We start from the raw sequence: 21,819 nt of genomic DNA, 5'->3' as shown, positions 1-21,819 counted from the left end.
TGTTAATACTATAAATCCAACTTAATGCCCAGGATATAGGTACGCGGAATGGCCATGCCATAACCGTTGTATATGCCGTTATAATCAATCAGTTCGGGGTCGCTACCTGTAAATGAGGTGACCGTTACCAGGTTATTGGCGGTTACATAGATGTAGGCCCTTTTTATGGACGATTTCATTTTTTTAATAAAACCGGCCCTGGTAAGGTCATATCCTACTGATACTGTCCTCAACTTGGCGTATGAGGCATTTTCCAGAAACAAGTCCTGATCTAAACGATAAGGCACCACACTGCTCCATGGGTTGTATATGGGATATTGAATTGCTTTGGGGTTTTGCTGCCACGAAAAAATTTCTTTGATAGAGTTGATGTCATTACCGGATTCGCGGTTAATAAAATCATACTGTGAAGCAGCCGACTGGTTAAGGGCCTTTTGACCAACTGCAAAAATGATGTTGAAATTGAGGTCGAAATTACCGTAGTGAAAATCATTTGACCAGCCTCCGGTAAGCTTAGGCATAGCGTTGCCTTTTAGCACCTTATCGTTTTCATCAATTACATAATCACCGTTCACATCTTTCCATTTAGGATCGCCGGCCTTTAGTGGTGTACCCTCGAAAGAGAGGCGTTTGCTGTTGGCCGGGTTAACAGGTACTTCGCTGTCGGCATTATAAATGCCTTGATTTTGGTAAATAAAGAACTGATCAATTGGCTGGCCAACCTTAAGTTTCATATCGCCTATAACCAACTGATCAAGACCGTTTGGCAACGCGGTTAATTTGTTGCGGTTAAAGTTGAGGTTGATGCCCGATGTCCAGCTTAAACCTGCCGATGATTTTAAGATGGTTCCGGCCAAACCTAATTCAACACCGGTGTTTCTTACAGCCATGCCGCTGGCATAACTGCTGGTGTAGCCATACTCCTGCGGTACAGGAATATTGAGCAGCATGCGCTTATCATCCTTGATGTAGAAAGTTGCCGATGCATTTAAGCGGCCTTGTAATAAAGATGTATTAAGGCCAAGATTTAACTGATCGGTATAGGTCCATTTTAAATTATAGCCTACCCAGCCACTGGTGTATGGCCTTGATACAGCGGCCACGCCATTATAGCCCGGGATAGTTGGCTCTGCGTCCCAGCCTATCTCCACACGGTATTGCGGACCGGCAGCAAACCTATCGTCGGTAAAAGGTTTGCCTATTCTTGACCATGAGGCATTAAAGGAGAGGTCATCAAACAGGTTGCTGTTTTTCAGGAATTGATTTTTGAGGTTCCATTGCCCGCTAAAAGCCGGCGATATAAACCAGCGGCTGCCTGGTTGCGCGTTTGAAGAGGCATCATCACGTACCAGGGCGGTAAATGATAACAGGTCTTTATAGGCATACCTTGCCGAACCATAAACCGAAAATAAACGGGCCTGCTCTTTATCAATATAACGGTACACCAGGTACGCAACAGGTTTCAGGTAATTGGCCGAATCGGTATTGCCCTGAACAACGTTGATCTTGATGAAATCATTGGGGCCGTTATAGGCGTTGGCATAGTTGTATTTATGCACGTCGGTTTGGTATGACTGGCCTGCTGCAAAAACAAATTTGTGATCTTTACCCAGCTCCTTAGTATAGTTAATACTGTTGTCGATCTTAAAACGCTGGTTATAGCCTAAATAATTAGATACATAATTATTACCCTCCATTAAGGTTGAAGGATAAAATACATCCCTTGTACCCTGGTTATAATCAAAGCTCAGGTTGGAGAGAATTTTCACTTTTTTCAGATCCACACCTAATGACAGGTAGCCGTTAACAACGGTTGTTCTGTTGTTGTCGATGTTTTTATCGTACTCGTTTAATAAAGCCTGGTAGGTAGTTGCACTTGGAGGCAGCGGGTTGTACAGGTCGGGGATGTAGCGGGTTTCGGCAAAGCGGTCGCGCAGGTTACGGTTTCTGTCGCGATCCATACGGTTGGCATTAACCATACTTGAAATGGTTAGCCAGCTAAATGGCAGCATATTGATCTGGAACGACGCCGTGTAACGGTTCAGCGCGGTATTATCGGCATTACCGGCATTAGTGGTAGCAGAGCCAAAGAAACGGAAGTTGGCCCGGTCTGATCCGCCGGTCAAACCGAGGTCAATCGAGTGAATGGGTGTATTCTGATAATACAGGTCATTCCACCTTGCTGGCCCATAATAATCAGTATTAGTTGAGTCCCTTAAATAACCCGGATAGTTCAGATAATCACTTTCGGTAGCATATTTCTGATAAAAGGGCTTGCGGAACAGGTTCTCGTACTCGGCATTGGTGGTATTTACCCTACTGGCCTGTACAAAACCAAAATAGCTGTTCACATTTAACTGCCTCACACCTGATTTAGCAACCTTGGTAGTGATCCAGATAGCGCCGTTTGCCGCATTGGGCCCCAGCTTGGCCAGCTCAAGCGGATCTTTAATAACCTCTATGGAGTTGATGTTGCTTGCATCAATACCGGCAAGCAGGTTGGTAGCAGGCCCTATGCGGTTAAAATTGTATTTCTGAATATCATAAACAAATGAACTTTCCTGAATAAGCGGAATGCCATTCAAATAAACAGCGGGCTGCTGGTTGTAAATATCATTTTTGCTGAACAAGGGCGATGATAAACCACGTATGATCATGCTTTGTTCGGTACCCGGTTCGCCGGTAGTTTCCTGAACGTATAAGCCGGGGATATTCCCTTTCAGCATTTGCTGTAACGACAGGTTGGGGCTAAGCTTGGAGATTTCCATATTAAGAGAATCCTTTAAGCCCTTTACCAAAGCCCGGCGTATTTTTACTGATATTAACGTATCGGCCTTCTTTTTGGCTGTATCAGTAGTATCCTGCCAAAAACAAGTGTGGTAATTAAAAGCAGCAGCCTTATATGTTACTGCATATCCCCTGGCGACACCAAAAGGTAATAGCAGGGCCATATAAATAACGGCTGTACTAATTCGGTTCATTTTCATTCGCATTGATTAATTTTATTGATAAAGCTTTGTTAAACTGGTTTGAACTTTTAGGACATAGCTATCCTGTCGCCTGAAACGAGTATGTTTCTGGCGTGGAATTATGAACGCTTAAAATTTATTGGGGAACGAAAAATTAATCGTTAACCATGACGACGAATGCCTCCCGGGAGAGCTGTAAATTCAAAATGCTGATTCTTGAATAGCGAAGTGTAAAGGTTTTGATCATATATATTGTATGTTAAAGGATTTGCAAGCAGGACCCAGATCCCTGGCGGATATGGTTTGGTTTAGTAAATGGCAACCGTAAGCTAAAATCAAACGTTACCTAATTGAATAGTGAACTGATGTTCAGGTCATTTATCTAAAACTAAATAATTGATTTTGGATAAATCTTTTTGTTGTCAACGCAAACGATTGATTAGCTCAACCATTGTTATGGTTATTTTACACATATCAGCAACACGACCAAGGTTAATTAATCATTAAAAGAATATAAATTTCATTTTAGTTAAGTCGCGAATTTTAGCCGGCCAAGCCAACCTTAAGTCCAAACAGCAGAGTTGGAATGAATCAAAACAGGTATAAAATGTTACTTTTTATTGTTACACAACCGTTTGTACATATTAAACAGGTAATATTTTACCAAGTATATTTGTAACGGGAAGCTTTAGCATAAATCCCTTTACCGGGTATTGGATGTGTCCGGCTACATAGTTCAAACTAACAATTAACGTAGCACAACTATTACGCAAACGTTTGAAATTTAAATAAACAGGTTATAATTTAACAACGTACAGGCAAAACTTATCCTTGCCGGTTAACTGATAACAAAGCCATATCATTACTTTGGCTTCTTTAGCTTATTTTTCGAGGCGATCTGTGCCCGTTTAATTATATAAACTACCTGCCGGCGCTGTTATTAAATCCCGCCTTTATTTTATGCTAACGTTTGCACAGAGGTTTAATAGTTCATTTGAACTGCAATGGTTTCATTTGTAAATAACTATAAATGTAAACTTTACCACTATGCTAAAATTGTTTAAACCTTTTTTACTGGCTATTATTTTAGTTGCCCCCCTTTCGGCTGTATACGCACAGGCTGTTGATACTGCAAACAGTGTTACCGTGCCTGTATCGGGCAGCGGGTATGCCGTTAACCATAATTATTACAGGGTATATTTTCTTACCAAACAAAACGGTGCTTTGCAGGTAGCGCTTAAAGCAAAAGACCAAGATGGCACCAAAATAAGTTGCAGGCTTGATGGTCAGGGCAAAACCACCGTCATAAAAGTAAAACCTTCAACAGCCTATAGCCTGGTGCCTGTTACAACATATGCTATAACCAAACCTGGTTATCATTTTATTGAGATAAAACAAAACGGGGGTAACAAACTACCTGATGTGTCGGCCGCTGTGCTTTCAGGGGCAGCGGCGCAGGATGTTAAATTTAACAACAGCCAGTATAAAGGAGCTCCTGCAACACACCTCACTTATAAGGTTCCGGGAAACAGTGTTGCTGCCTGGTTTTACAGTGAGGTATCGGTACCAAAAATAGCCGACACCTCGGTTAACGCTTATTATGAAACCAACGGCTTTAGCGGTGGCTATATGGGCATTCAACATAATTCAAAAAACGAGAAGCGTTTTATATTTTCGGTTTGGAGCGCTTACAATACCAATGATCCGAAAGAGATCCCGTCTGACTATGCGGTAACCCTTATTAAAAAAGGCGCAGGCGTGTTTACCGGCGAATTTGGTAATGAAGGTTCCGGTGGCCACAGTCACCTGGTATTTAACTGGAAAGCCGATGTTGTTTATAAACTACTTGTTGGCGCAAAACCTGCCGGCGACCATACTATATTTACCGCCTACTACTACGCACCTGAAAACGGAGAATGGAAATTAATAGCCCAATGGGATAAAACCAAAACCGGTGGCAAACTGCTTACCGGTCTGTACTCGTTTGTTGAAAATTTTGGCGATAACGGTGCGGATTATTTTTCGGCCCGTTACGGTAACCAATGGATATGCACGCCAGGCGGCAAATGGATGGAGTTAACCACAGCCCGCTTCACCACCACTGCCGATAAGGTAAAACACCCGAGATTTGATTATGGCAGCGGTGTCGACGGAAAATGGTTCTACATGTTTTCGGGAGGATTTAAAACAGTTGGCGTTACACCTTACGGCACGGTAATAACCCGTGAAGCTAACGGCATCCCCCCTGCTATTGACTTTGATAAACTGCCGCAGCAATAATCCCCGGGGTAGCTATAAAAATCTATTAAACCCACACGCTTTTGCGCGAATACCTTGTCAATGAAACCTTGTATAAATTATAAGGGGCAATTGCAATAAAAAGCACAAACGTTTGCGTGTGGGTTTCATTTACCTATTTAAGTATGTTTGGTTTAGTTAATCAAAATAATATGATCGATGATATACTCATAAGCTATGGACTAAGCTTAATTGGTTCTAAAATTGCCCCTTATGGCTCAGGTTTAATAAACCATACTTACAAACTAACCGCTAATAACCAAAACTATATCCTTCAGGAAATTAACACCAATATTTTCAAGGCACCGTACCATATAGTTAACAACCTGGCTTTAATAGAAAATTATATCAATGAAACCGCGCCCGGCTATTTGTTTGTTGCTCCTTTAAAAAGCCTTAATGGCGACTTTATAGTAAAAGCTGCCACGGGCGAGCATTACCGGCTATTCCCCTTTGTACAGGGCTCCCACTCGGTTGATGTTTTGAAAAACGAAAAAGAGGCCTACGAAGCGGCCAAACAGTTTGGCAAGTTTACCTGCCTGCTTAAAGGTTTTGACATCAGCCTGCTTGAATATCCATTGCGAAACTTCCATGACCTGCCTTTAAGGTTTGATCAGTTCAAAATAGCTGTAAAAAATGCAGAAGCCACAAAGCAGGAAGAGGCTGCCGCCGAGATCAATGAGGTATATAAACACCAGCATATTTTAGAAACCTACAACCAGCTCATCAGCGGTCAGGAAATACCAATGCGTGTGGTACATCATGATACCAAAATAAGCAACATCCTATTTGATGATGAGCAAAATGCGCTTTGTCTTGTTGATTTGGATACCGTTATGCCAGGCTATTACCTTAGTGATGTGGGCGATATGATGCGCACCTACCTTTCGCCTGCAAGTGAGGAAGAAAAAGATCTGAATAAGATCCGTATCAGGGAAGATTTTTTCAGGGCCATTTATACGGGCTATTTGTCAGAAATGGGCGCCATCTTAACTGAAACCGAAAAAGAGCATTTCATATTTTCAGGTAAAATGATGATATATATGCAGGCGCTGCGCTTTTTAACCGATTTTTTAAATAACGATACTTATTACGGTGCCAGGTACCCCGGCCATAACCTGCTGAGGGCTCAAAATCAATTCAGGCTTCTCAACGAGTATGTGAACGCAGAGCCGGCCTTTAATCAGCTCATTGATGAAGTAAACCAGGGTAACCATAGCATTACCGAACATAGATATAACCAAACCCAGCCTTCGGCTTAAAGCAAGCTTATCACATTTATGAATAAACTTTTCAGAAAAATAATATTCCCGGCCATCGCCGGCCTGTATTTTTTACCGGCATCCGCCCAAACCCTTACCCCCGATCCAAAGGTTTTCTGGTCGGAGAATTTTAAGGGTGGTAAACTACCCGAGGGATGGAAAAACGTTGATAAAAGCACCCAAAACCTGGAGTGGCTGGTTACCAATCAGCCTTATCCCGGTTCCTACCAATACCAGCAGCAGGCCCCTCCTATCGCTTCAAAAAGCAGGGGCTGCCACTTGCAGTTTCAGGCCGGTTATTTTGTTGACGAAGATCAGCCAAGGTGGATCAAAAAAGGCTGGCACCCTGATACCTGGATGCAAACCGGGGCTATCGACTGTTCGGGCAAATCGTCGGTGATATTGCGTTTTCAGCAAACATTCAGGTATAATGCCGAATCTGCCGCACCCGGTGCAGGCCTGTTTGTTGGGATAAGTACCGACGGTGAAAAGTGGACCGATATTAATGTTATGAACAATGCACCTGCTGCCACCGATATGTTTAATCCGGTTAATCAGGAGCTTAATATCACCAAACTGGCGGCCAACAAACCCAAAGTATACCTGCGTTTTTACTGGAAAGGCTATTACAGTTGGTATTGGATGATTGACGATATTGAACTGGCCGAGGGTTATAACAAAGACCTGGCCATAGGCCATTTACAATCACACAACGAAGGCGATAATACCTTTACCAAAGCCGATGTTTTAGCAGTGACAGTCAAAAACAGCGGTAATGAAACAATTCGTTCGGCTTTTAAAGTTAGTTGTACAATTGATGGTAACAAGGAAATTACCACCAATGTTGCTGCCTCAAAAAAAGGTATTGAACCTGGTGAAGAAGTTTTGGTTAAACTCCCCGCAACCGATTTAACTAACAGGCCTTTACATAGCTTAAACTTCAGTTTGAGTTTTGATGGGGATCAAAAACCGTCAAACAATAATCTTTTCACCAAAATAACCGCCAAAGAATCAAAAGTTGGCGACCTTACCAATTTTAAAGCTGCCGGTAATGAGTTTGATATTGCCGCCGGTCTATCTGCCTTTAAGGTTATTTTTTACAGTGACGATATTTTCAGGATCTGGATGGCGCCCGATGGCGAATTTACCAACCCCGCGGCCAACGATATTGTAGTTGACTATGGCAGTAAAAACCCAACCCTTAACTGGGCAGATAAAGGCACTTATTACCAGCTTAAAAGCGCCCAATGCGTACTTCGGGTATTTAAAGCTCCCCTGCGCTTTGCCATGTATGATGTTACCGATACCCGCCTGATCTGGGAGGAAGCTCAACCGATATCATTCGGTGCCCATACCTCCCAAACCATGAAACGCCAGGCCAATGAATATTTTTATGGATGCGGCATGCAAAATGGTTATTTCTCGCACCGCGATAAGGATATCCTGATTGAAAAAGGCGGCGGCTGGGATGATGGCGGCAGAGCTAATCCAGCTCCTTTCTACATGTCGACTGCCGGTTACGGTGCATTCCGCAATACTTTTGATGCAGGCAAATATTCATTTAAAGAGCAACTGGCCTTTACACATAATGAAAACCGTTTCGATTGCTTTTACTTCTACGGTCCATCATTAAAACAAATATTAAACGGATACACCCGGATAACCGGTCGCCCGTTTTTAATGCCCCGATGGGCGTTAAGCATGGGCGATGCCAACTGCTATAACCGTGGTGTTAAAGGCACCGACACCAAAAACTATGCGGGTACCGGCATTAACGGCACCACCCCCGATGTTATTAAACTGGTGGCCGATAAGTATGTGGCCAATAATATGCCACGCGGCTGGATCCTTCCTAACGATGGTTATGGCTGCGGTTATACCAAGCTCGATTCGACCATTATGGAACTGCACAAACGTGGTTTTTACACCGGTCTGTGGACAGAGAACGGCGTTGAAAAAATAGCTAAAGAAGTGGGACAATACGGTTCAAGGGTAGCCAAGTTAGATGTTGCCTGGGTTGGCCCCGGCTATAAATATGCCCTTGATGGCTGTAAAGCCGCTTACGAAGGTATTGAAAACAACAGCGATGCACGTGGCTTTATATGGAGCGTAATGGGCTGGGCCGGTACACAGCGTTACTCGACGGTATGGTCGGGCGATCAATCGGGCAATTGGGAATATATCCGGTTTCACATCCCAACCGTTATTGGTTCTGGTCTCTCGGCCCAAAATGCGGCAACCGGAGATGTGGACGGTATTTTCGGCGGCAGTGATTCAACCTACGTGCGGGACCTGCAGTGGAAGTGCTTTACGCCCGTTTTAATGGTGATGAGCGGCTGGGCAAAAAAGGATAAACAACCCTACATTTATGGCGAGCCTTATACATCCATCAACAGGAAATACCTGCAGCTTAAAATGCGCCTAACTCCCTATATGTACACGTATTGCGCAACGGCACATGAAACAGGCGTGCCTGCCAGCAGGGCCATGGTGCTTGAATACCCAACAGACAGCGTAACCTGGAGCAAAAAAACACAATATCAGTTCATGAACGGCGAATGGTTGCTTGTAGCTCCTGTTTACAAAAGCGAAAGCAAAAGGGACAGCATTTATTTACCTAAAGGCAACTGGTATGATTACTGGAGCGGTCAAAAGATAGCGGGCGGCACATGGCTCAACAATTACCCCGCCCCCCTTGAAAAACTGCCCCTTTTTGTTAAGCAAGGTGCAATTATACCCATGTATCCTGCCATGAACTACGATGGCGAAAAGAAAACAGATACGCTTACCTTAGCTATTTACCCATACCAAAAATCAGCTTTTGACCTGTATGAGGATGACGGCCTCACCCGCCAGTATAAAACCGGCGCTTTTGCCAAAACACTGATAGTTGTTGATGCCACTCATGATGTTAATATTGCTATTAACGCCACCAGGGGCAGTTATAACGGCATGAACAAAGAAAGGGTTTACCTGCTTGACATCCACCAAACCGAAGCACCTAAAGCTGTAATTGTAAACAGTCAAAAGCTTAAGGCATTTAAAAACCAGCAGCAATTTGACAAGGCCAAAACCGGTTACTACTTTGATAAAAATGATAAAACCGGTACTGTTCATATTAAAACTGCCTACCTGAGCACATCGGTTAAACAAACGGTAACCTTATCCAATCAGTAAAATCAGGATCAATCCTGAAGCAAAGGAGGCTGAACGACCAGCTCCTTTGCTTCAGGATTTAGCGGCATTAAAATGTCGCATATTTGAATTATATATCATACTGCGAATGATTGACTACATCAACATTTGAAACGGTACCCCAGGGTGCCGTTAACGTTAATGGTTGCTTTCCTTTTTTCAGATTGACACTTTTGATGAAAAATCATTAAAAATAGCTACAATCAGCGAACCGCCCCAAAGTTTATTAGCGCAACAATTAATTGATTTTCAAACTATTAAAAACAGCAATAGCAACATCAATTGTTCGATAATTTATTCCGTTCCTCCTTGCACTTGATTGCTATAAGCGTGCATGGGCGTCATAATTCATAATCTCAATTAACAGTATGCGCCAAATACGCCAATAAAACATCAAAACACGAAACAGAAAGTCTAAATTAGCAAATCATCAACCCATTCAATTTATTAATTAACAACTATCAAAAACAGCGTTAAAAGTACCAATAGCCCATTTTAGCCCACAAAAAAGCCCCTTAGATAAACTAAGAGGCTATACAAGATGTGATCCCATTTGGATTCGAACCAAAGACCTACAGATTAGAAATCTGTTAGCAAACCCCTCTATGGTGCATTTAAAGGCTATTTTTACTTTTAAAAGATCAATGTGTGCCAAATGTGTGCCACATGTCTACGTTAAATCACTACACAGAACCTCAGATAATCAACTTTAACACCCTATCCAAACATGCGTACATCGAATTCTATTTAAACGGGAAGCGAATACGTATTGCAAATGGTGACACCCTTTTGCAACGAATCAAACCCAATCGATGCCAATCAATTGAAGAACGAAACCAACTGCTTTCCAAGCTTCATTTTGAACTTAAAAAAGCTCTTGAGTCAGGTAAATACCCTGTCAAGCAAACACCAGAAGCAAAAATACCACAACCTACATTTGTCGACAATCCGGTTGAAACTATCAGCCAGTCTGCAATACAGCTTTTATTCAAGGCAGTGCGATCAAAACTAAGAGATGATCTTAGCAAGAAGTACAAACGCAATCTAAAATCAGTTTATAGGCAATTCAAAAAGTTTGCCACAGAAGATGAGTTGAACAGCTCAATTACTTCTATATCCACAACACGAATAGAATCGTTTCTGCTACAGTTTAATAAGAGTGGCACATACTACATGAACAAGCGACGGGATCTAGGCGTGCTATTTTCAGCAGCGGGTAGATTGATAGATCAATCTGTGGAAGTAATTCAAAAATCAAAGAAGAAAAAATCGAAAGCTAAGCTTCACAAAGCTTACGAACGAGATCAGTTAAAGCCAATCTTAAGCTATCTAAAAGCACATAACCCTAATCTGTATATCTGCAGCTTATTAACTTACGGGGCCTGGTTAAGACCTCATGAAGAAGTGCGATTGCTTACAGTTGGCAACTTTAAAAATGACCTTAGCGAAGTGCATCTGTCGGGTGAGGAAAATAAAGGTGGCCGGGTAAGAGTGGTTCACATTCCTGAATATATTCGTGTGGAACTAAGGGACAAACTTGACGGTTTAGGGAGGCATGATAATATCTTCAGCTTAAACGAAGTACCTTTTAATGAGTACTACTTTAACACCCAATGGTCAAGAGCCTGGGCGAAGATGTACAAGCTTGGCTTAATTTTCGAGGATCAAACTATCTATTCATTTAGACATACGGCAGCAGTGCAGCTTTATCGAAGGACGAAAGATGTACATCTATTACAGCAACTTTTGGGGCATTCTGCTATAACTGTAACCTTAAAGTACCTTAGAAACTTAGGCGAAATCAATAGCGAGGAACTTGCAAAGTATGCACCTCAATTGGAGTTTTGAGGAGTTGGTATAGAACAGTATAGGTAATTTCGGATCGTGATACCGACCTAATTTAATTGAAGATTAAAGAGCCTATCAAACGATAGGCTCTAAAGTTCCTTGAATCTTGTCAGCCTTTACTTATTACTTCCTGAGTCTACATATAGGTTTATAACCTATCAGCACTTTCTTTTCATCAACAATTTCATAAGTTTCTTCCCATAGGAATAGCTTAAATAATTCTGATAGGCAGTTCGATTCTATTTTTGACAGAAACGGTGACATGCCAGTGGTGTACCTTACTTCGGAGACAATTTGAGTCATATCCGTAGCGGTATATTGCTCATCAAGATCAATTGCTTGATCAAGTTCTTTAAAGTAATTCTTTTCCTGAGGTGTAGTCGGGTTGTTAACTTCCAAAATGTTTGGAAGCACTACCTTCCAGGAATTTCTTCCTCTACCTTTCAAATTAAGGATTACTTCAAGCGCATTTTCACCAATGATTGGAAATGTGCTGTTATATCTTTCAGTTTGTGTGTTTGTTAAAATCATATTTTTTTTCATGATGTTTATTAATTAAATGATTATTGATGTAAAACCATTCATCTATAAACTTTATTTAAAATCCTCTCGACAGAAATTTTGAAAATGAAAGAAATACAATTTAGCTGACTATAATTCAAGGAACGATCACTCCACTATGATACTAAACACCAGTTGTAAAGTGGTGCAAATGTAGTATCACTATAGCGAATCACAAACTTTTAAATGATTATATTGTCAATTCCATGCAACGTATTGATTTTCAGAATTTTATTTTCATATCTGATAAAGATTTCGTATATTTGTATCAACAATTCAAAGTCAATATACCCTTAAGCAAGGAAACAAAAGGTCAGTTCAATGCTGATCTTTTTGTTGGCTTAAGGTTTCCAAAAAATGATTTGATTTCCAGATTTCCCCTTATAAGTAAGATACACCTCAAAAATTAGATGAGCCTCGCTTAACATTTAATTGACAATGAAGTGTCCAAACCAATTATCTACATCCCCCTCAACTTAGACGACAAGTTTAACGTCGCGTTTCCGAACAAACGTGTTCCCAATGGTTTTATTGACAAAACCAAAACCAGATTAGGTATTACATATACAAATTTCCATGACGAGAGGCATTCTATATCGGTGTTGCCAAGTGTAACCATAATTGAAGATGCCTTAATAGATTATCCCTATTTGGAATTATTCACAGTTTACGATAAGGAAAAAAAGGAAGATAAGGTGACTGTCGCCAAGATCGCTGAATATTTGCTATCAGATGCAGAGTATAAACGAATTGTTGTTACACCAGAGAGCTTTATAAAAATCATCTATGCAGCTCAAAGGATAGGTCAACTTCAATGGCTGTATGATAGCTTTTTCCTTTACTTGGATGAGGTTCATTGTTACGCTACGGAAGCATTCCGTAAGGATATTTTAGGCCCATTCGATAATGATTACGTATGGAAGTTTGCAAACATGGCAATGGGATCGGCAACACCATTTCCTTTTAGTGATCCAAGGGTAAAAGATCTACAGCATTACAAATTAACTTTCGGGGAAAAGTTTGGGAAAATAAATATTATAAATCATGCTCAACCTTTAGCAGTTTTAGCACACATGTTAACGCATAGTGATATGTTCCCTGGCAATTCACATATCTTCTTTAACTCAGTCACTGGAGCAGGCGACTTGATACGTTTAACAGGTATTGATGATGTAAACATTTATTGCCGAGACGACGAACGTAATATGATTAACCTTCAGGAAGCTAAGATCTTTTTTAAGGAAACACCGGTAAAAGAAGAGTACAAAAAGTTCAATTTCTATAGCTGCCGGTACAATGAGGGTTGGGATTTGAAAGATGACGAAACCGCGACTATCATTCTTTTAACAGATGTTCACAAACCTCAAACCTTGATAGGCATACCATATAAGGGCTATCAAGCAGTAGGACGAATGAAAGTAACTCCAAATAAGATATACCATGTCACAAATAATTTGGGGAAACCAGGAATGAGAACGTTCGATGAAATTCGCAAGAAATGTGTTTACAATGCGACAAAACATATAGATTTTTACAATCGGCACGTATCCGATTGCCGAAAAGATAATATAGAAGATGATGGCAAATTACAAGAATTAATAACACCCTTTGCGAAATTTGACGGGGAGGCAGCCGAATTATCGATTTACAAGCATGATCAACTGATATGCGAAGAATATTGTAAAGAACATTATAATAACGTCGATTCCATTCGTCAAACTTGGGAAAGCCTTAATTATGAAACGGAACAGAAAAATTTGTTTTTGCTGCCTGTTGTCAAGGATAGAAAGTCCCAAGAGGCTGTAAACAGAGAAATCATTGAACAGCTTGAAGATTGGAAACGCAACCCAAGCGAATACGAATATGGAATCACCGAAGCCACTATAGCGAAATATCAGTTAGATTTTCAGCTTTTATATGAGGCATATACTGTTTTAGGATTGGAAAAGATTAAAGAACTTGAATACAACGATAAAGCTATGAAAACAACCCTTATAAATTACAGCAATGAAAATGCGCAAGCAAAGCTTCATCTGATGCTAATAAATGAATTTAAATTAAAAGAAAGATACACTACTCAATACATAAAGTCGAAATTGCAAGAGTGCTATAACTTATGCGGAATTAAAAAGCCTAATGGCAATAATGAGGTTGCAACGGCTTCCAAACTCAAAGACTTAGGACTATTTGAATTGTATCCATGTAAAATACCGAACTCGTCGAGCAAGCCTGAAAACGGTTATGAGGTTGTTAGGGTAAACTTTGATTATAAACAGGCGGCTTAATTCTGATGAGTTTACCTCCAATTTTATTAGAATTCTTACTTGTTATAGCAGATTGAACGGAAATAGTTTTTTTTGGAAGTATGTTATTTTACAATGAGAGATATGTTTGTGCAAGTTATACTCAAAAGGGCGATAATGTAGTCCAATAATCGGTAAAACGCGCTTTTTGCGCATATTGGTGCTAAATGACGCATTTAAACACATTTTGCGCAAGAGAACTGCGGATTGTCGTGTTAACTATACGGTTTTTCTTTTTACAAAATAGACAAATCAAAAGCTGCCTTTGTGCAGCTTTTTTTGTTTACAGCGTTTTTGCTGATGTAAATGCACCACTCGATCACCTTTCCTAAAAGGTAGACGTTGCAAATCATCGGTGACGTATTTGGTTCAGTAACCTTTTAAAACGAGTAGTCACGATGTGAATCAATAGGTATCTGCTTCTTTGCCTATATGCAATGATTCTGAATTGTTTGTTGCAAGATACTCAAACTTACCAATCACGTGTTGGCTCATGCGATCGATTTCCGCATCCGTTGTACCTTTATCGAATAACTTGCGCTCATAGGTCTTCGCAACATTTTTATTATCGTAATACAGTATTTGTAGGTACTTAAGGCCTGGCTTCTTATATAACTTAACCAGCTCTGCATTAGCCTGCTTGATATCAGCCATTTTGCTCACGTATATATTTAAGTGACTGATCATACCATCGTTGTTCTTGCTTTTACTGACGACTTCATATTTAGTCACACCTTTAGTTTGCGCGATGCATAAAATTGGATAGCAGATTATAAGGAGTAATAGCAGCTTTTTCATGTGATTGAGTTTAGACAGACAAACTTAAGTAAAACAAGTGTTAACTTTAACAGCAGACAACAGCAATGGCATTAAGGCAAACTATTTCATTCTTCGACAAACTTAGTAAGCAGGTTATCAGCATACAAGTAGCTGAATCTTCAAATATCCCTCCTGGTGCCGGTTATTGGAATACCGATACCAATCAGATACTACTTGGAGCAGAACGATTTTACGATTGGGAACGAATGACCGGGCATCTCGAAATGCAGATCAAGTTCATACTAAGTTTGGAGAAAGTCACACAGACCTTACTTTAATTACCTATAACGGCAAACAGCTTCGTAAAGATTTGATTTAAAGCAATCAAACAAAGTATATAGCTGTTTCTACAAAATGCCCCCGGTATACCCTCAAATAAATACGTCCCTCCTATAGTCCATTTCTTCCTGTAAAATATCTTGAGTGTGTCGCGGTCAAAGGTGGCGGTTGGTACTTCACCCCCTATCCCTGATGTTGAGGAAAGAGAATTGTTTTCTGTTTTTAGAGCAAGAGCAGTGCACCCAACTCAATAAAAACACGCTGGCACCGAGGCTCGCCTTTGGCAAGCAAAACTCAACCATCAGTACTGCCTCGAAACCACTGCTAATCCTGCTCCAAAGCAGAAACCATCCCAATCACTAACCCAAGATCAACAAACAAGATATGAAACGAACAACAACAAGCCCCTACAAACCTAAACCGAGGTGGCAAACTGCCCTATCTCTCGAACACGTCGATCCCGAAACCCACCGATCAAATAAGGAAACATTCGACTTCTACTACAAAACTCTTTTAACCGTTAAGTCAGAACTCATGCCTCTATTTCCTGAATTATCTTACGAACGGAACTATATGGAAGAACCCGTTCAGGATATACCAGGAGCCGTTCATCATTTCATGACCAAAACCTTTTATTGGTATTTGTCTTGCGATGAGTGCCAAACCTTCGTTATACAATATAGCTTTGCTAACTGTCCTTTTGAAGCTGATATCCGCAAATTACTCTCGCCATTCTCCGGCATGCCGTTCACAACCCAAATCCGATTGCAACCCGATCTTATTACTGCTTTCAAGCGAACAGCGAGGCTGGAAGACAGCAAATACTTTTCACAAGCCTGGTAGACATACTATCAGGCTTTTTTATGCCCTTGTAAATCCCAAACCATGGAACTACTAAACAACCCCAAACCTCAACCAGAACCCGAAGTGCGCATCGATCCTAATCATCGTATCAGCAAACGTTGGCGCAAGGTCAGCGATCTATCTCACCCAAACAAACTCAAAGCTCAAAACACCACTATCGAAATCCAGTATTACAACACACTCAAGAAGATCAAGCGTGATTACTTGCAGCCGGGAACGCTGTTCTTCGAACGCGATTACCGCGACGATCCGACTGATCCGTTTCTACTACACAGCTTCATTTGCAATCAACTATCCTTTGTCCTTACCTGTGATTTTCATTGCGTAATGCAGATCGAATATGACTTTGCAGGTTTTACGACAATCGAAGATGCTCTCTGGCGCGTTGGCTATGCAAAGGAACTTGGTTTATTAATATACAAACCGAGGCTACCATCGCTGTCAGCTTTCTTTAAAGAGGTACAGGTCTATCAAGCGCCACAATTCATTCACACACTTTAAACTTCAATATCATGAGCAAAAACTCACAACAATTCAGTTCGGCCACTTCGGTCGATGACCTTTATGTTTTGGTTAGATGGCCATTCGTTCAGGATTTAATGGAAGCCGATTGGTTTCGCAGCGAATGCGTACTCTATCAGGCATTTGATGACCAGGAGCATTTGGATTCAGCCTACTTTGTTCCGCTTAATCGTCTTTATGAGTTCCGAACTGCGGACTGATACGGTCTTTAAAAGGTCACTGATTCCGATACGCCACCAACTAACTTTTTCAAAACACACGCAAAGCCTTGGTTTGTCAACCAGGGCTTTTTGCTTTCAATTCACTTACAAACCCTTTTAACACACTTTATATGAAACAGAAACAAAACTCAATACAGGTTCATTCACCTTATAATAAATGCGTTCAGCAGGCATATAATGCTATCTACAAGCAAACAAAACAACTATTATCAACACTGGAAAATGAGGAGCTTCGATATACATTGGAGCGTGAAGATAAAGCACAACCTATAGTTGGCACCATTGTTCACGAGTTCATCAACCCATTGTTATACCTGCGTTTGGAATGCCATCCGACGAACGCGTTCGCTATACACTACGGATTTGAAGAGTCAAAGTCATTTAACGAGTTTGCTCGCATAACATCTGCATTCGTTCGCAATATCTATAAGGTAACCAATAAGGATATAACCGACGTAAACATTGAGGATGCTGTTCGTACAGATTATTGCATATACCTATGTTCTGAAATGTATGAATACATTGAGGAACGCAACAAGCATCATCAGTTTAAACAGATCAAATACAGGCCATCGGCAGCTAAGCGCAAACAAATGCACGCAGTGGCATAAAGGATTAATCACTAATTATTAACTTCGCATAAAAACAGGAGGAAACCGCAAACATACCATTAAATAGACATATCAATATATAGAAAATATAAGCGTTAAGCTTTGTTTGTTCTGCTTCAGAAATCGGCAAAATTTTAGTACAGCATGAATGAACGAGTTCAACGCCCTACGCGAAAGCGTCTGGGCGAAGACTTGTTTGTTGCTGTACGGGCCCTTTGCCGAGCCTCTGAAGTGCTTACTAAGTTTAGTCCGGGCGCTTTCGTGCAATATAAACCTACCGATTAAGGACTGTTCGGTACCTTAAATTATCACAATGAAAAAGCTACTGATAATGGCAGCCTTAATCTTTGCTGCTCATTTTGCATATGCTCAAAGCGAAAACATAGAAGAAATACAACAGTTCATTATTTCTGATGTGCGATATAATAAAGCAGACGTCACACCCATTTATTTGGACGCAAAAGCTTATATATCATTGTACCGAGTAAAAGACGAAGAAACTATCTATATGGCTAACGTTTGGCCAGCTAAGCGCTCCCAAAGTTACGGCTACATTTACGACCTAAAACAAACATCCGTTGATGCAACTGATGACACCTACAAGAATGAAACGCTAACCTTTAAATGGTCATACAAGAACGATTTTGACAACAAGCAAGGCACTGCAACGATAAAGCTGGGGTTAGTCTACAAACCTACTGGCATCGCATTTCTAATGACGATGATTACTGAAGACTTGAATGTAACAGAATTCAAAGGCTACGTATCCGGAAGCCTTAACCTGAAATAAATCGCAGAAACATTATGACACTTAATATTAAAAGCTTTCTTATAATCTGTGCATTTACCGCAACATTTTGGTCAACAAAATATGGTACCCGAACCCGTTCAATAACCCGTCGTCCTTCGATTACAATCTACTCAGGTGATTGTCTAAAATACAAATTGGACATAGTTCCTCCGCGTAATATTCGACGTAGAGAGTTAGGGCATGCCTTTGCCAAAATAATAATAAACCAAAGCACCAAACACATGACATTTTATTATGATGGTAAACTTGTCTTTTCAACAGACAACCTTCTCAGTTATGCTGATAATGAAAGAGGTGGTGAGGGATTTGATGGTGACAATGGCGTTAGCGCTTTCAGACTTATTGCCGAGAGGTTATTCAGGATTCACCATGATAATCCATTTACGCGAGCGAATGATAACGACATAGGATACGAATATTTGATTAATAACTATACTGTGAATTAACATGCATTACACAATCCTTAAGAGCCTGCGAATTTGTGGGCTCTTTTACATTCATTTACATCACACAAGAACTAATGTCGTATCTAATGGCCATTGCCGGATTTATTTGGCTTATCATTTCACACGTAAACAAGTCTAAACAAAGGATACTGGCAACATTCATCGTGACTGAAGCTTACATAAATGACCAGGATGTAACAGAAAGGTACTTGGCTAATAATGCCTACTTTGTATTTTACCGAACAGGCTCCGATCCAATAGCCTTCGGTGGTATCATGGGCGATACTGGTACTCAAACTTATGGAGGTATTTCATATATTATTGCTAAGCGACTTATTCAAACTTCAAGTAAAGAGCCAAGCGATACCCAATCGTTTACCTGGACTTATGAAAATGCCCATGACGGAGGCAGGAGCCGTGCTAATGTTACTCTCATGAAAACTTATACCGTGAACAAAGTTGGGTTTGATTTACTAATCGTAACCGAGGAACATCATCGTCTTACATTCAAGGGGTATATGGCAGATACCATACGTACTATTAGAAGCTAGCTACCGAATATCTAATCTTAATATTCATAGAGTAAATCTCATCTTCTATTTGAAAGAATCTTGTCGACAATCGTTGATATTATCATCCCAGTAATCATGACTGTCTTAGAATCGATATAGCAATTTGATTGTGTTTATTCAAAAGAGGTTACTTTCAGGTTCGCCCTTTTATAGACTGAAATAAAACCAGTAACTTTATATATGAAACTAAACCAGTTAGATACTTCCTTGAAATCCGGAATCGAAGAATTAGGATTGATATCAGGGAGGTTGTTTGTTCTTGATCGCTTTGTAAATCAAACTAAAGAGAACATAAATAATAATCCGACCATAGGTAACGAGCTAATGGGTTCAGGATTAGCTTTCTGGGACGTAACTATACATAAAGAAGATTCCTTATTGTATATGCCATCAAATGTCTACCGGTTGACAAGAAATAATCTTAAGGATGAGATTGATAGGATACTCAGTCGAGAGTATTTATTTCAAATATCACAAGCCTACGAAGTCCTCGAAACTTTTTTATATGACAACGTAGCGGAACTTGTCCTTCTTTTAGGAAGTCGGGCGAAACTACCCGATGATTACCGATCAAACAAAGGGACATTCGTTTCCATTCGAAAGGCATTGAAGAGTCTAAATAACAGAACAAATAATAGGCATCTAACCAATATCATAAGGGAGAATAGTATTCCGTTTTGTCAGAACGAGAAGGACAACCCTTTTGAAATCAACTTTAATACTTGGTACGAAATGCTTAGCGAAGTGAGGCACTGCACAACACATCGAAGGATGCGGCTCACATCAGACATTAAGCATAAGTTACCAGTACTATTTTACGACTACATGGGAATTTATAAAGTGGGTAATGCCGAATATATATATATTGAATATGAAGGGTGTTCGAAAACGTTGTCTATGATCGCTCAATATATGTTTCTAATTTACAAGACCGTAACCGACACTTGTTATGGCAAAACCATTAACTTTAGTCACATACAACATATCCTACCTGATCTGTACCATACTTAGAACTTTATATCGGAATAAGCCTCACTTGCCTTTCCCGCTTTTGGTTGCTTAGACCGAGAAAGGCAAGCTCTGCTTATGCCTGTCGCTCGGTTAGGCCATCCCACCAGGTCCATCGGTGTTCTTCACTCTTAAGCTCCTCACAATATCACGCCAAGCTTCGTTACGCTCGATAAGCTTTCAGCACATCTCGCTACACCGCATCTTTATGCCAGTGCAATTGACTCCGCACATTATTTATTTATAAGGTATACTTTGTATATGATTGTTTTATTAATGTGCGGAAGTTAGGCCAACGCACAGATGCGGCTTGTCATGCTATTTGATGTCGCAAAGTCGTTCATCACATGAGCTCTCTCTGTCTTCATCAACCTTTCTCTTATGCTGCGCTTTCACTTGGTCTATTCGACCAGGTGAGCTTGCAACGTTCAAGATTAATTCAGCCAGTCGCTCATTTTGTTTGGCTCGCCTGCGCCATCGCAAAAGGCTTCAGCCTTGTCACGACTTTTGATAGGCCATCACTCGCTCCATTCTTTCAAAAGCAGCGCCAAGGCTTTGTGAAGCATTCTGTGAAGTCGCTGCTTTGCAGCTATCTCTTCACAGACCTTTTGCTCAACTCGCAGCGGCTTGCATATAGATTTGCTTATCTGAAATTTGAGTCATATAATTGTATATCAGAACCTTACCTTATGCTCCTCTGCATCAACGACAACGTAATATCAATCAGAACAGCTATTCCTCAAGATGTTCCTTATATATTGGAATTACATACAGCTTGGAATAAGGACAAATTAACCAGCCTGAGCCAAGGTTATTTGTCGGTTAGTTACAACGCTAATTTATTCCGCGAGATGATCGAGAACAATGACATTTGCGTATTTCTAAGTAAACGAGGGTTAGAAGGATACGTACTAGTAAATACAACCCATGAATCTGAGCATGTAGATGTAGTAAAGGAATGTTATTTCCAACTAAGACCAGATGCTATCCTTAAGCGAACAGCATTTAGTTATCAGATATTAATTGACACACCTTTACATGGTACAGGCTTCTTTTATAGAGCTCAAGAGTTGTACTTTACTCACTACAAATCAAAATATGATATTCTGATCTCAACCGTAAGCAAATCAAATAAAAGATCAATTAGTGCACATCGTAAAGCCGGTTGGAGTTTCATTGACGTACTAAAGGATTGTTATATCATTGAATATGTGATCTAATAACTTGGTA

Annotated in this window: 17 protein-coding genes; 14 read left to right on the top strand and 3 right to left on the bottom strand. The window is 40.5% G+C overall.

Translation table 11 applies throughout. From position 1 onward, the window contains the following. Positions 1-8: 8 nt before the first annotated feature. Positions 9-2,987 carry a SusC/RagA family TonB-linked outer membrane protein gene (locus BMX50_RS19485; RefSeq protein WP_167668020.1) on the bottom strand — a complete coding sequence of 993 codons (2,979 nt, stop codon included), beginning with the start codon at positions 2,985-2,987 and terminating at the stop codon, positions 9-11. Between the two features lie 1,029 nt (positions 2,988-4,016). On the opposite strand from BMX50_RS19485, the gene BMX50_RS19480 reads away from it, so the two are divergent. From BMX50_RS19480 to BMX50_RS19465, 4 genes are all read left to right on the top strand, one after another. Beyond that, positions 4,017-5,249, top strand: coding sequence for a DUF3472 domain-containing protein (locus tag BMX50_RS19480; RefSeq protein WP_091212218.1), 1,233 nt, complete (start codon positions 4,017-4,019; stop codon positions 5,247-5,249). 170 nt (positions 5,250-5,419) lie between these two features. Further along, positions 5,420-6,529, top strand: coding sequence for a phosphotransferase enzyme family protein (locus BMX50_RS19475; RefSeq protein ID WP_091212598.1), 1,110 nt, complete (start codon positions 5,420-5,422; stop codon positions 6,527-6,529). An 18-nt stretch (positions 6,530-6,547) separates the two neighbouring features. Next, positions 6,548-9,706 (top strand): glycoside hydrolase family 31 protein, encoded by a 3,159-nt coding sequence (locus BMX50_RS19470; protein WP_091212217.1) that lies wholly within the window; start codon positions 6,548-6,550, stop codon positions 9,704-9,706. Between the two features lie 807 nt (positions 9,707-10,513). Further along, positions 10,514-11,572, top strand: coding sequence for a site-specific integrase (locus BMX50_RS19465; RefSeq protein ID WP_167668018.1), 1,059 nt, complete (start codon positions 10,514-10,516; stop codon positions 11,570-11,572). A gap of 123 nt (positions 11,573-11,695) precedes the next feature. Here BMX50_RS19465 and BMX50_RS19460 read toward each other — a convergent pair whose 3' ends face one another. Next, positions 11,696-12,115 carry a hypothetical protein gene (locus BMX50_RS19460; protein ID WP_091212215.1) on the bottom strand — a complete coding sequence of 140 codons (420 nt, stop codon included), beginning with the start codon at positions 12,113-12,115 and terminating at the stop codon, positions 11,696-11,698. Positions 12,116-12,576: 461 nt separating this feature from the next. Here BMX50_RS19460 and BMX50_RS19450 point away from each other — a divergent pair, with 461 nt between their 5' ends. Beyond that, the gene (locus tag BMX50_RS19450; RefSeq protein WP_091212213.1) at positions 12,577-14,418 is read left to right on the top strand and encodes a DEAD/DEAH box helicase family protein; all 1,842 of its coding nucleotides are present in this window, start codon (positions 12,577-12,579) and stop codon (positions 14,416-14,418) included. 423 nt (positions 14,419-14,841) lie between these two features. Here the strand turns inward: BMX50_RS19450 and BMX50_RS19445 are convergent, their stop codons facing one another. Then, complete coding sequence (locus BMX50_RS19445) at positions 14,842-15,234, bottom strand: hypothetical protein (RefSeq protein WP_091212212.1); 393 nt, start codon at positions 15,232-15,234, stop codon at positions 14,842-14,844. Positions 15,235-15,299: 65 nt separating this feature from the next. On the opposite strand from BMX50_RS19445, the gene BMX50_RS19440 reads away from it, so the two are divergent. The 9 genes from BMX50_RS19440 to BMX50_RS19395 all read left to right on the top strand — a co-directional run bounded on the left by BMX50_RS19440 (position 15,300) and on the right by BMX50_RS19395 (position 21,809). Further along, a complete protein-coding gene (locus BMX50_RS19440; protein WP_091212211.1) occupies positions 15,300-15,533 on the top strand; it encodes a hypothetical protein in 234 nt (77 codons plus the stop codon). A 385-nt stretch (positions 15,534-15,918) separates the two neighbouring features. After that, on the top strand, positions 15,919-16,377 hold the full coding sequence (locus BMX50_RS19435; protein ID WP_143065224.1) for a hypothetical protein: 459 nt from the start codon (positions 15,919-15,921) through the stop codon (positions 16,375-16,377). Between the two features lie 42 nt (positions 16,378-16,419). Next, on the top strand, positions 16,420-16,899 hold the full coding sequence (locus BMX50_RS19430) for a hypothetical protein (protein ID WP_091212209.1): 480 nt from the start codon (positions 16,420-16,422) through the stop codon (positions 16,897-16,899). An 11-nt stretch (positions 16,900-16,910) separates the two neighbouring features. Further along, complete coding sequence (locus BMX50_RS19425; protein WP_091212208.1) at positions 16,911-17,120, top strand: hypothetical protein; 210 nt, start codon at positions 16,911-16,913, stop codon at positions 17,118-17,120. Between the two features lie 131 nt (positions 17,121-17,251). After that, a complete protein-coding gene (locus BMX50_RS19420) occupies positions 17,252-17,752 on the top strand; it encodes a hypothetical protein (RefSeq protein WP_091212207.1) in 501 nt (166 codons plus the stop codon). 313 nt (positions 17,753-18,065) lie between these two features. Further along, positions 18,066-18,542: a hypothetical protein gene (locus BMX50_RS19415; RefSeq protein WP_091212206.1), complete on the top strand. Its 477-nt coding sequence runs from the start codon at positions 18,066-18,068 to the stop codon at positions 18,540-18,542. A gap of 14 nt (positions 18,543-18,556) precedes the next feature. Then, complete coding sequence (locus tag BMX50_RS34330; RefSeq protein WP_143065223.1) at positions 18,557-19,009, top strand: hypothetical protein; 453 nt, start codon at positions 18,557-18,559, stop codon at positions 19,007-19,009. Between the two features lie 74 nt (positions 19,010-19,083). After that, positions 19,084-19,560, top strand: a complete 477-nt coding sequence (locus BMX50_RS19405; RefSeq protein ID WP_143065222.1) for a hypothetical protein — start codon at positions 19,084-19,086, stop codon at positions 19,558-19,560. A 1,376-nt stretch (positions 19,561-20,936) separates the two neighbouring features. Then, positions 20,937-21,809, top strand: a complete 873-nt coding sequence (locus BMX50_RS19395) for a hypothetical protein (protein WP_091212202.1) — start codon at positions 20,937-20,939, stop codon at positions 21,807-21,809. Positions 21,810-21,819: the final 10 nt, after the last annotated feature.

The organism is Mucilaginibacter gossypiicola (assembly GCF_900110105.1).
Lineage (GTDB): Bacteria > Bacteroidota > Bacteroidia > Sphingobacteriales > Sphingobacteriaceae > Mucilaginibacter > Mucilaginibacter gossypiicola.
The sequence above is the reverse complement of the archived record's forward strand: the minus strand, read 5'-3'. Positions and strand labels throughout refer to the sequence as shown.